Raw genomic sequence first — 12,199 nt, 5'->3', positions numbered from 1 at the left:
AGCTAAATCGTCCTCAGCGTCAAATCTATAAATAGAGATTATAAGAAAAAACAATCAATAGTTGTTCATTTTATTGCAGATAAAAACGATTAATCTATTGTATTTTATAGCTAAATTATTTATCAGTTTAAAGGCTAGATTAATTTGGGTGTAATAAAAATAACCAATTCATGACGGCTGTGTTGATCTCTCTTGTGGCTAAAAAGTGTCCCAAGTAATGGTATGGATGATAAGAAAGGTATTCTTGCATCATGTTCTTGCTGTTTTTGTTGAAATATTCCCCCTAACATTAAAGTTTCACCATCATTAATTATCACTTCTGTACTAATTTCTTGTTTATCAATAGAAAGATGTTCACTTCCTCCCTGAACAAGGGCTACCCCAGGTGTGTTTTGAGTTATTTTCAGTATTAGCCTAATTTTTTTGTTTCTTTGGATCATCGGTGTGACTTCCATACCTAATACGGCTTCTTTAAATTGTACTCTGGTGATTTCATTGTCACGGCTTACATAAGGAATTTCTGTACCTTGTTTTATCGATGCTGTTTTTTCATGTGCTGCTGTTAACCTCGGGCTTGCGATAATTGATAGCTGCTTTTCTTGTTCTAGTGCACTAAGTTCAAGCTCTAATAAGCGACCATTAATTCTGGCAATATTTAATGCGATATAGTGAAGGGGATTTTTGGTATTTTGATGAACGGATAATGAGGAAAGAGAAGGTGCACTGAGTGTGTTATTGATAGTTGATGGTAATGCTGATGTGGGTGCTGTAGTGGTAGATACACCTTCTGCTGAGATAGGCTTTGGTATTTGTAATCCCCATTGAACGCCTAACTCGTTTAATGCATCCTGACTACTACTAATAATATATGCCGTAATATCAACCTGTTGTTGTGGTATATCTTTCATTTTTAACCAATTTACAATTTCAGACAGTGTTTCATCATCATCCATAATAGAAAGACTATTTGATTCAATATCAGCAACCGCTCTCCCTTTTGGACTTAACAGTGGTATTGCATTGGAGTGTAGTTGAGCAGCGAGATCTTCAGCGTTAGCATAATTTAATAAATAAACTCGTCTAGGTAGGCGCTCTTTAGCTTGTGTTTCTTGTTTTGTTGCTTCTTTATTTACTTCAGTTTTCTCTATCAATGTTGTTTCAGGAAAAAAGGGATCTCTAGCATCAGCAACAAGAGAATAAGTTATTAATAGTGATGTAAAAAAGGAAAACAGAGTTTTCATGATGTTTCACTCAACAATAAGGGTGATGTTGGTTGGTTAAGATCAATTAAGTGAAGTTGTACTGAAAGAGTTAGCAGGTTTATTGGCATGACATTAATTGAAGACAGAGAGAAACCTCCTTGGCTAATCTGCTCTAATAACATTAAAAATCGTGCATAAGAGAGTGTGAAGCCAAGCTTGTAAAAGGTGTTGCTATCATATTCCCAACTATCTGGAATAAATTGATGTTTATTTAATATTTGCTGTAATCGCTCATCAGCAGAAAGAGGGTTAAAAGGGAGTTGATAGTCACTCTGTAATGCTTTTAGTGAAGTAATAGAGGGCATATTATGTAGCGTTGATTGATATTGTTTAATACGTATTTGGCTTTGTGTAATTGCCGTTTGTTGTTTTTCTATTGCTTGAAAATAGTGGGTAAATATAAATATAAAACAGATAAGAGCAATGCTTACTGGTGCAAAAAAGCTCAACATTCGTTTTTGCCAAAAGGGCAGAAAAACAAGATATTGTGCCCATCGATAATTATTCATCATCGTTACCTTCTTTTTGTCTCTCTCTTTTTTTGTTGTATGTTCCTTCGTGTTTATCTACTTCCCAATCACCATTAAAAAACAACTCTGTATATGCAGGTTGAGTAACACTTTTTTGTAAATAATTTAGTGTAAGAGCAGAAAGAGTAGGGTGTTGATAAAAATATGAAATTAATAACAGTGATTGATCATAAGGTAGGATTAGATGCAAAGAGAGTTTGTTATCCATATCTGAAAATTGGTTTATCCAACCCGCTGTTGGTAAGCAGGTTTCAATAGATTGAAAGAACGTGATATAGCGCAAATAGCGATACCAGTTTTGATAGTGCAGCCAATAGTGCTGATAGTGTAATTCTGTACGTTCTTTTTCTTGATCAATTATTGCAATATGCTGAGTAAGTAAAGCCTCTTGATGTTGATATTGAAGCTGCTGCGTTGTAAGAGAATGCAATTTTTGTGCTAAGTGATAAGTATAATAACCACAGATACTCAAGCTAATGGCAATAAGAGATAAGGTTTGATAAAGCCATTCGTGGGATTTTTTACTGATAAAAGTGCTGCGCCAAGGAAGGTAGTTTACTTGATACATAACGCCTCCCAAGGACGCAGAGCTAACCCTAATGCAATAAGTGGTAGCCCTTTTGGGGGTGTTATTTCTTGAAAAAGCGGATTTGAGATATCAGGCCAAATAGGAATAAGGCGACTGAAATAGTGCTGATTCTCACCGGAGAAATAGCATTGTTCTCGCTGCCATTGATATTTTTTTGCTAATTGATGAAAAGAGATTTCTTGCTCTTGCTTATTTTCATAATAAAGTGTGCCGTAGTGCGGCATATTTTCATCAGATGCTACCCAATACATTTTTTTATTTTCACAATAAATAAGTATGCAATCAGAGGGTAAACCAAGATAAGACGCTAAATAACGTAATGCACAAGCGGGAATATCGATGGCGGAGATTGCTAAGTTTAATTTAGAAAACAGTGCAATATAGTGGTTAATAGGATTTTGAGGATATAAATGAATAGCGAGATTTTGGTTGTTTTGCCGATAATCAAAGTTAACCGCAGTTTTGGTTGTTTGAGTATGAGATGTTGCGCGTAGTTGAGCTAACCGATAACACGCCGCAGGCGTGAGGGAAATTAGGTTAGGCAAAGGCGTAGTATGATAACTTTCATAAATATCAGGCAATGAGATTACAACATTATTGATAGTTGGTAATGTTTGCTGCCAAGGTTTTAAGATATTTCTTAATTTTAAATAATCTATATTGTTATTAAAAGGTAAAGGGAATTGCCAAAATGCATTGATTTTCCATCGTTTATTTTGCTGAGATACCAATACTGCATTGATATGATTGATATTAATTTCAATACCAATCTGGTAATTGTATGTTTCCATAAATGATATCCATATCGATTGAATACGTAACAGCCTGTTTTCAGTGAGGCGTTACCTTTATACTACGCACTGTTTGTTTATAAACTGCCCAATCCACATTACATGGGAAATTTAAGGTGAAGTTCTTAAAATATTTTTTCATCTTCGTTTTTGCTTGCATAATTTTGGGAGCTGCCTCGATATACGGTATGTATAAGTATGTTGAACCTCAGCTACCAGATGTCGCAACATTAAAAGATGTTCGACTACAAACCCCAATGCAGGTTTTTAGTGCAGACGGAGAGTTGATCGCACAATACGGAGAGAAGCGCCGTTTACCACTGACGTTGCAAGAAATGCCACCTCAGTTAATTAATGCTTTCATCGCCACTGAAGATACTCGTTTTCGTGATCACCATGGTATTGACCCTATTGGGATCTCTCGTGCGGTGATGGTTGCTTTAACCTCAGGACAAGCATCTCAAGGTGCGAGTACCATTACGCAGCAATTAGCTCGAAATTTCTTTTTAACACCAGAAAAGAAGTTAATGCGAAAAGTGAAAGAAGCTTTCTTAGCTATTCGTATTGAAAAAGAGTTAACCAAAGATGAGATTTTAGCGCTTTACCTCAATAAAATTTATCTTGGTAACCGGGCTTATGGTGTGGGTGCTGCGGCTTATGTCTATTTTGGTAAAAGTGTTCATGATCTTAGCTTAAGCGAGATGGCAGTCATTGCAGGGTTGCCTAAAGCTCCTTCTACACTTAATCCACTCTACTCTTATGATCGCGCATTTAAACGACGTAATATCGTTTTACTGCGTATGTTTGAAGAGAACTATATCACGCGTGCGCAGTATGAAAGTGCCAAAGCAGAGCCAATTGTTGCTAAATACCATGCACCTCAAATTGATTTTTCTGCACCTTATCTGACAGAGATGGTCAGAATGGAAATGTATGAGCGCTATGGTGAGAATGCTTATACTGATGGCTATAAAATTTATACTACCGTCATACGCAAAGATCAGCTTTCAGCAGAAAAAGCGTTACGAGATAACGTGATTGACTATGATATGCGTCATGGTTATCGCGGTGCACAAGAAGTGCTTTGGAGTGCAGGGCAAACGCCTTGGGATAGCAAAGCAATTAGCGAAAAGCTAAAGGGAATTCAGACTTATGGTCCTCTTATTCCTGCGGTTGTGTTATCTGCAGATGCTAAAGAAGCAAAAGTAGTATTAAAAAACGGTGACACAATTTCGCTTGATTTAAAAGCGATGCGTTGGGCTCGTAAATTTGTTTCTGATACCTCTCAAGGCGCGACACCCTCTAAAGTAGATGCTGTTGTTCAAGCGGGTGAGCAAATCTGGGTTCGCCAAGATAATGCAAGTAATTGGATGTTAGGGCAACTGCCTGGTGTGAATGCCGCTTTTGTTGCACTTAATCCACTGGATGGCGGTATTATTGCGCTTGTTGGTGGTTTTGATTTTGAGATAAGTAAATTTAACCGCGTTTCTCAATCATTGCGCCAAGTTGGTTCAAACATTAAACCCTTCTTATATGCAGCCGCATTAGATAAAGGTTTAACTTTATCAACTCTTCTTAATGACCTGCCTATAAGTCGTTGGGATGCAGGAGCAGGTACTGATTGGCGTCCTAAAAATTCACCGCCAACTTATGCTGGTCCTATTCGTTTACGTCAAGGATTAGGTCAGTCTAAAAACGTTGTGATGGTACGTGCAATGCGCGCAATGGGTGTGGATTATGCGGCTGATTATCTATTACGATTTGGTTTCCCTAATCAAAACATCGATAGAACAGAGTCATTAGCATTAGGTTCTCCATCATTTACACCAATGCAAATGGTTCGCGGTTTTGCTGTTATGGCAAATGGTGGTTATTTAATTGAACCTTACTTTATTCAGCGTATTGAAAATGCTGAAAATGAAGTGCTATTTACGGCTAAACCTAAAGTAGCATGCCCAGAATGTACCGATATTCCCGTTATTTATGGTGATACAAATCGCTCTATCGCATTATCTGATGATTATATGGAAAATGTAGCTCAATCTAGAGCTGCACAACCTTCTAATGTAGCGCCAGAAATTGAGCTAGAAGCCGCGCCATTAGCTGAAACTGTACAAGAAAGCCCATATGCACCTCATGTTATTAGTACACCTCTTGCCTTCTTAATGCATGATGCATTAAGAACTAACCTTGTTGGTGAACCAGGTTGGTCTGGAACAGGATGGCGCGCTGTGCGTGATCTTAAACGACAAGACATTGGTGGCAAAACGGGTACAACGAATAGCTCGAAAGACGCATGGTTTTCTGGATATGGTGCCAATATTGTTGCAACAGCTTGGATTGGTTTCGACGACAGTAGCCGTAATTTAGGACGCACTGCGGCAAGTGGCGGTGAAGCGGGTGCCAAAACAGCACAACCTATCTGGAATGACTTTATGAAAGTCGCGCTTGATGGTGTTCCTGTCAATATGATGCCAGCACCAAAAGGTGTTGTTGCCATACAAATCGATAGAAGAACAGGTAAATTGGCGGGTGATGGTCCTTCAATGAAAGAGTATTTTATTGATGGCACACAGCCAACGGAAAGAGCAAAAGCTGAAGTAGGTACACAGATTTTTGAAGATAACGGTGAATCCAACGAGTTATTTTAATTAATCTAGTTAAAAAGCCGGATGTGAAAATCCGGCTTTTTAGTCTCTATTCTTGGGTTACTGCTGCTTTTGTAAATAACGCTGGGTGAGAAATAGAGCGCTTACGCTGCGTGCTTCAGTGAAATCAGGATGGTCTAGTAAATCCATCATTTCGGCTATAGGCCAACGAACTTGAATAAGAGGTTCCGGCTCATCCCCTTCAAGTTGTTCTGGATAAAGATTATGAGCAATCACAATGTTCATTTTGCTAGAAAAATAAGAAGGAGCCATAGAGAGCTTTGCTATTTCAGTTAAAGAGTGCGCGCCATAACCAATTTCTTCTTTGAGTTCTCGGTTAGCGGCTTGAAGTGCATTTTCACCAGGGTCAATAGCACCTTTAGGAAACCCAAAATCATAACTTTCGATGCCAACAGCGTATTCACGAATAAGAATAAGGTGGTCATCAATAATAGGAACAATCATAACCGCTTCACGATTAGCGGGTTTCATGCGTTCATAAATACGTTTTTCCCCGTTACTAAATTCCAGATTAACGGATTGGATCTGAAATAATTGAGAACGGGCAATGTTATTAATATTAAGTATATTGGGTTTTTTTAGTTCGTTCATAACAGCCCCTGACAAGAGAAGAGATTAACCCGAATTTAACACATTAATGACAAAATAAATCTAACAATTAGATTTAGCTTTTAAGGGAAAATTGAGTACACTCCGCTACTACACCCAGTTATTGATTGATTTTTTGAGAATATTATTATTTATTGATTCGCTATTTTAATTGAAGATAGCGTAGTAGGCGGATATAAAATTGATAAGAGTTATAAATTATAACGCGACTACAAGAATATAATCTATTGTATTTAAATAAAAAATAGAACAAAAGAATAGGAATTGCCTTATGTTAGGCAGGGTTTCAATTTTGTTATTGTTATTACGCAGCATCAGTATAAGCATGGGGAAAAAATGAGATTATCAGTCATTATATTGGCTATCTTTATGATTAGCCTATTTATAATGGCCGCCTTTCTATTCTTTAAAAGAAGGCGGCTTGATGACTCACATCATCTACCCTCTCTTGCTAAGCCAACTCATCGTAAACTTACACCTGATGATTATGGGCTTATTGCTGATTATTTATCCTATTTTGGCACATCAGACTTCTCTTCCAGTTATTCATTACAAAATTTTCCTGAAATACCAGCCAAAGGCGAGGTGGTGACGACATTACGAAATATCGTTAACCGATTTGCAGGTTCTGCCGAAGGGTTAAACCATTGGCGCTATTATATTGATGCCGTAGAAATTCATATTCCTCCTTTATTAGTGCCTTATCTTCAACAGGAAAATGTTTTAGATGTTGTCTGTACACCTTCAATTCCTATTGTTGTGGGTGTTAATGGACACTTTCTAAAAGATGAAAAATCACACTTTTCTGCATTGAGTATCAAACAGCTTTCAGAGCCTATACTAGCGAATGGCTCATCTACCATTCAAAAAAATGAAGGTGATGCTGCTCACTTATTGCAAATCCGAGAAGAAACTAACGAAGAGTATCGACTACATAATTCATCAGGCTTTTGGGATGGCTCTTTTATTTGCATTGGGCTAACGTTATGGTTAACAGCATTGATGATGCCCCAAGTATTTCTCCCTTGGATTTTAGCTACAGGTGGCACATTTCTTCTACTGGGAATATTTCTTGTTCATCGACCTGTAATCAAAACAGGTAAGCAAGAAGTTCACTGTTTTAAAGGTCGTTTAAAGCGTTGGGGGCTTTTTGGTAACTTTGATCATGGGCAAGTTAAAAACATCTCTTTAGGGGGGATTGACCTTGTGTATCCTCCTCACTGGGAGCCTTATATCCAAAATGATATTGATAAAGTTACCTATTTAGAAATGTATCCGAATCATCATGTGATAAAGCAAGGTAGTTACCTTTCTTTGCATGATGAAGAGAAAAACTATCCATATAAACGCTATATTAAAAATATTATTTTCGTTTTATGGAGTCTGTTTATTATTGTGATGTTGTACCTTTATCAGCCCCTTTCTCTTTCTATGAAATTAAGTTTTTCATGGCTTAAAGATACAGAACCTCATTTAGTGACCAACTTTACAGAATTAGAAACCACAAAATTGCATGTTGGTGATATTATTCAAGCGAAAGGCGTGGGAATGTGCTACATGCCACCTAACCTCTCAAGTAAGAATAATAAAACCATTTTTGCGCCATTTGATTGCTCAGGAATTTACTGGAATAACAGCAATCCGATGCCAATGCCTGAATCGAGCACCATAGAAAAAGCCGCTGCTTTATTGCATATGGTTGAAGAGCAATTACATCCTATTTCTAATAATCGTGTTAACCCAAGTTTAGGGCAAGCGATTACCAAATCAGGTATGAATCTTTTAGATAATTTTGATGGCATTATCTTGAAAACACAGGATTTGTGCCCAAGAGAAAATGAATGTATTCGACTTAAAATGGCATTGGTTAACTTAAGTAATGTCAATGATTGGTCAGCGTTAGTACAACGAGCAGAAAGTGGTAAATTAACCGGCACTAATGTTTTATTACGAGCCGTGAGTGCAGAGGCCTTGGAAAAGCTTATCGACACCACCACATCTTCTTTTATCTACCGAGAAATAGATAAAGCCGCAATACTGCTAAATAGTCCACCACCAGGTGGTGTGCTATTAATCAGTGATGAAAGAAAACAGCTCGTTGATTATGCGTCAAATTCAAATTCTGTATTTGAACCAACTCCGCTAGAGCAATGGCGAGAACTTCAGCGATTATCCGATATTTTATTGCATACACCTTTTGATACAGGTGGTGTTATTACTGGCATGGTGATTGATGCAAATGGTACTTTGCAGATCTTTTTACATAGCCTGCCAGACTCGATGACGATGTTATATTATATCGGTAATACGTTATTATTACTCGTTGCTACAGGGTTCCTCATGTTGAACCTATTTCTTATCATCCGGCGTCGGCGACATAATAACCAACGCATGAATAAAATCAGTCTCTATTACGAGCACTGTTTTTATCGCCCTCCTCAGTAAGCACTTTGTTGTGGAAGGCTATGTGTTAGCACTATCGCCTTTACAAAGAAGTTTAAGGAGAAAGGATGAATCAACCATCGCAAGACAGTGGTGTCCGTTTAGATAAATGGCTCTGGGCTGCGCGTTTTTATAAAACACGCGCTATCGCACGAACGATGATTGAGGGTGGCAAAGTCCACTACAATGGCAACAGAGGAAAGCCAAGTAAAGCTGTTGAAGTGGGTGCTGAGATTCGGTTACGACAAGGTAATGATGAACGGACTGTAACCATTTTAATGGTGAGTGCTCAACGCCAAGGTGCAACTCAAGCTCAGGCTCTTTATTGTGAAACATCACAGAGTGTTGAGAAAAGAGAAAAAATAGCGCTGGCGAGAAAAATGAATGCGTTAACAATGCCTCATCCTGAACGTCGTCCTGATAAAAAGGAAAGACGCACCTTACTTCGCTTCAAACAGACAAATTTACAAGAATCGGATTAACCGATTCCCTGAAATGAGAGAAAATCATGTCTAAAAAAGACTCTTTATCACGTTTTTTATTTGAAAAAAACGCGGTACGCGGTGAATTAGTCAATGTGACTGAAACCTATCAATCAATGTTAGAAAATCATCATTATCCTGAGCCAGTTCAATGCCTTCTGGGTGATTTACTCGTTGCGACAAGTTTGTTAACAGCAACGCTTAAATTTGAAGGAGATATTACAGTTCAATTACAAGGTGATGGTCCTGTTCGTTTGGTCGTCATTAATGGTAATAACAACCAACAAATGCGCGGTGTGGCACGTGTTGGTGAAGAAGATATTAAAGCGGGTAGTACGCTCAAAGAAATGATTGGTAATGGCTTTATGGTAATTACGGTTACACCTAAAAAAGGTGAGCGCTATCAGGGTGTTGTGGCTCTTGATGGTGAAACTATTGAAGCCTGTATTGATAATTATTTTAGACAATCTGAACAGTTACCTACACAGGTCTTTATTCGTAGTGGTATGCAAGCGGGTAAAGCTGCGGCAGCAGGGATGTTATTACAAATATTACCCGCAAATGAAGAACATTCCGTGGAAGATACCGCTGAACATTTTGAATTATTGACTCAACTGACACATACCATTAAAGCACAAGAGCTATTCACTCTTGATATTAAAGAGATATTACATCGCTTATATCATGAGGAAGATGTGACCCTTTATGAACCTCAACCTGTTGAATTTCGTTGCACTTGTTCTCGTGAAAGATGTGAGGATACATTAGTAACATTGTCGGAAGAAGATGTGAATCACCTGTTGCAAGAACAAGGAAATATTGATATGGAATGTGAGTATTGCGGTACACACTACATATTCAATGAAGAAGATATTAAGAATATCAGTAAGTTATCAGGTGGTGAATTGCACTGATTCGATTTAGCAAGATGACTTTATAAGAAGGGCACTATTTTGTGCCCTTTTTTATTCAACAATTTTACTGTAGTTTTGTGCATTAGCTCTCGTTCTGAACATAAAAAAATTATAAATTTTCAAAATATTGATAACAATCGCTGTTAATTAATCGTAACACCTTAATATTGTTCATAGAAAGGTCTATTTATCAGGAGCGAAACTATGAGCGTTAAAGGTCTTACCCCTAAGGATCTCCAGCAATATGGTATCCATGACATTAGTGAAATCGTTTATAACCCTAACTATGAGCTGTTATTTGATGAAGAAACTAAACCTGGGCTAACAGGTTATGAGCGTGGCACATTAACGTCATTAGGCGCTATTGCCGTTGATACTGGTATTTTTACTGGACGTTCTCCGAAAGATAAATACATTGTTCGTGATGATATAACGCGTGACACGGTTTGGTGGGCTGATCAAGGTAAAGGTAAAAATGATAACAAGCCGCTATCTCAAGAGGTTTGGGCTGATTTAAAGTCATTAGTTACTGAACAGCTATCAGGCAAACGATTGTTTGTGGTTGATGCTTTTTGCGGTGCCAATGCAGACACTCGTTTAAAAGTGCGTTTCATTACGGAAGTGGCTTGGCAGGCACATTTTGTTAAAAATATGTTTATTCGCCCTGAACAAGAAGAGCTGGTGAATTTTACACCTGACTTCATTGTGATGAACGGCGCGAAATGTACAAATCCAAATTGGAAAGAGCAAGGGTTGAACTCAGAGAACTTTGTCGCTTTCAATTTAACTGAACGCATTCAGTTAATTGGTGGTACTTGGTATGGTGGCGAAATGAAGAAAGGTATGTTCTCTATGATGAACTACTTCCTTCCTCTTAAAGGCATCGCTTCTATGCACTGTTCCGCAAACGTTGGTGAAAGTGGTGATGTTGCTGTTTTCTTCGGTTTATCGGGCACGGGTAAAACGACGCTTTCAACTGATCCTAAGCGTAAATTGATTGGTGATGATGAACACGGTTGGGATGATGATGGCGTATTTAACTTTGAAGGTGGATGCTATGCAAAAACTATCCATCTATCAAAAGAAGCAGAGCCAGATATCTACGGCGCAATTAAGCGTGATGCGCTATTAGAAAACGTCGTTGTATTATCTGATAGCTCAGTTGATTTTGATGACGGCTCAAAAACAGAAAATACCCGCGTTTCTTACCCGATTTATCATATTGATAATATCGTTAAACCTGTATCTAAAGCGGGTCATGCTAAGAAAGTGATTTTCTTAACAGCAGATGCCTTTGGTGTATTACCCCCTGTATCACGTTTAACGCCAGAGCAAACGCAATATCACTTCTTATCAGGCTTCACCGCTAAGTTAGCAGGTACAGAGCGTGGAGTCACAGAACCAACACCAACATTCTCTGCGTGTTTTGGTGCGGCATTCTTATCATTACATCCAACGCAATATGCTGAAGTATTAGTAAAACGTATGCAAGACTCAGGCGCTAAAGCTTATCTTGTTAATACGGGTTGGAATGGCACAGGCAAACGTATCTCAATTAAAGATACTCGTGCAATTATTGATGCCATCTTAAGTGGTGATATTGATAAAGCCCCAACTAAAACATTACCTGTGTTTGATTTAGAGATCCCAACCGCACTGCCTGGTGTTAATAGTGAGATTTTAGATCCTCGCGATACCTATGCAGATAAAACACAATGGGATGTTAAAGCAGACGATCTAGCAGATCGTTTTGTGAAGAACTTCGATAAGTATACTGATACACCGGCTGGTCAAGCATTAACTAAAGTTGGGCCTAAACGTTAATTAGTCAGTAATGAAAGTATGCCAAAGTTGCAAGCAGCAGCTTTGGTATTTATTGAGTAATAGCTTAATAAAAAAAATCCCTGAAAT

Annotated in this window: 10 protein-coding genes; 5 read left to right on the top strand and 5 right to left on the bottom strand. The window is 38.1% G+C overall.

The features are described 5' to 3' along the window. Positions 1 to 134 precede the first annotated feature (134 nt). Genes pilQ through ABN099_RS17950 form a run of 4 tightly spaced genes read right to left on the bottom strand, consistent with a single transcriptional unit; the run spans position 135 to position 3,172 of the window. A complete protein-coding gene (gene pilQ / locus ABN099_RS17965) occupies positions 135 to 1,241 on the bottom strand; it encodes a type IV pilus secretin PilQ (protein ID WP_349465735.1) in 1,107 nt (368 codons plus the stop codon). After that, positions 1,238 to 1,774, bottom strand: coding sequence for a hypothetical protein (locus tag ABN099_RS17960; RefSeq protein WP_349465733.1), 537 nt, complete (start codon positions 1,772 to 1,774; stop codon positions 1,238 to 1,240). Before ABN099_RS17960 ends, pilQ begins: the two co-directional genes overlap by 4 nt. Continuing rightward, entirely contained in the window at positions 1,764 to 2,360 is a 597-nt protein-coding gene (locus tag ABN099_RS17955; RefSeq protein ID WP_349465731.1) for a hypothetical protein, read from the bottom strand. Before ABN099_RS17955 ends, ABN099_RS17960 begins: the two co-directional genes overlap by 11 nt. Further along, on the bottom strand, positions 2,348 to 3,172 hold the full coding sequence (locus ABN099_RS17950; RefSeq protein WP_349465729.1) for a hypothetical protein: 825 nt from the start codon (positions 3,170 to 3,172) through the stop codon (positions 2,348 to 2,350). Before ABN099_RS17950 ends, ABN099_RS17955 begins: the two co-directional genes overlap by 13 nt. A 116-nt stretch (positions 3,173 to 3,288) precedes the next feature. On the opposite strand from ABN099_RS17950, the gene mrcA reads away from it, so the two are divergent. Further along, positions 3,289 to 5,823, top strand: coding sequence for a peptidoglycan glycosyltransferase/peptidoglycan DD-transpeptidase MrcA (gene mrcA, locus ABN099_RS17945; RefSeq protein ID WP_349465727.1), 2,535 nt, complete (start codon positions 3,289 to 3,291; stop codon positions 5,821 to 5,823). A gap of 57 nt (positions 5,824 to 5,880) precedes the next feature. Here mrcA and nudE read toward each other — a convergent pair whose 3' ends face one another. Then, positions 5,881 to 6,432: an ADP compounds hydrolase NudE gene (gene nudE, locus ABN099_RS17940; protein WP_349465725.1), complete on the bottom strand. Its 552-nt coding sequence runs from the start codon at positions 6,430 to 6,432 to the stop codon at positions 5,881 to 5,883. 354 nt (positions 6,433 to 6,786) lie between these two features. On the opposite strand from nudE, the gene umoB reads away from it, so the two are divergent. The 4 genes from umoB to pckA all read left to right on the top strand — a co-directional run bounded on the left by umoB (position 6,787) and on the right by pckA (position 12,112). Beyond that, positions 6,787 to 8,895 carry a flagellar biogenesis regulator UmoB gene (gene umoB / locus ABN099_RS17935; protein ID WP_349465723.1) on the top strand — a complete coding sequence of 703 codons (2,109 nt, stop codon included), beginning with the start codon at positions 6,787 to 6,789 and terminating at the stop codon, positions 8,893 to 8,895. A gap of 65 nt (positions 8,896 to 8,960) precedes the next feature. After that, positions 8,961 to 9,374, top strand: coding sequence for a ribosome-associated heat shock protein Hsp15 (gene hslR, locus ABN099_RS17930; protein ID WP_349465721.1), 414 nt, complete (start codon positions 8,961 to 8,963; stop codon positions 9,372 to 9,374). Between the two features lie 26 nt (positions 9,375 to 9,400). Continuing rightward, positions 9,401 to 10,288, top strand: coding sequence for an Hsp33 family molecular chaperone HslO (gene hslO / locus ABN099_RS17925; RefSeq protein WP_349465719.1), 888 nt, complete (start codon positions 9,401 to 9,403; stop codon positions 10,286 to 10,288). 204 nt (positions 10,289 to 10,492) lie between these two features. Beyond that, on the top strand, positions 10,493 to 12,112 hold the full coding sequence (gene pckA, locus ABN099_RS17920) for a phosphoenolpyruvate carboxykinase (ATP) (protein WP_349465717.1): 1,620 nt from the start codon (positions 10,493 to 10,495) through the stop codon (positions 12,110 to 12,112). Positions 12,113 to 12,199: the final 87 nt, after the last annotated feature.

Origin of the sequence: Proteus hauseri (assembly GCF_040139125.1) — a bacterium.
In the GTDB taxonomy this organism is placed as follows: Bacteria; Pseudomonadota; Gammaproteobacteria; order Enterobacterales; family Enterobacteriaceae; genus Proteus; species Proteus hauseri_B.
Note: the sequence above shows the minus strand (reverse complement) of the source record. Positions and strands in the feature narration are given on the sequence as shown.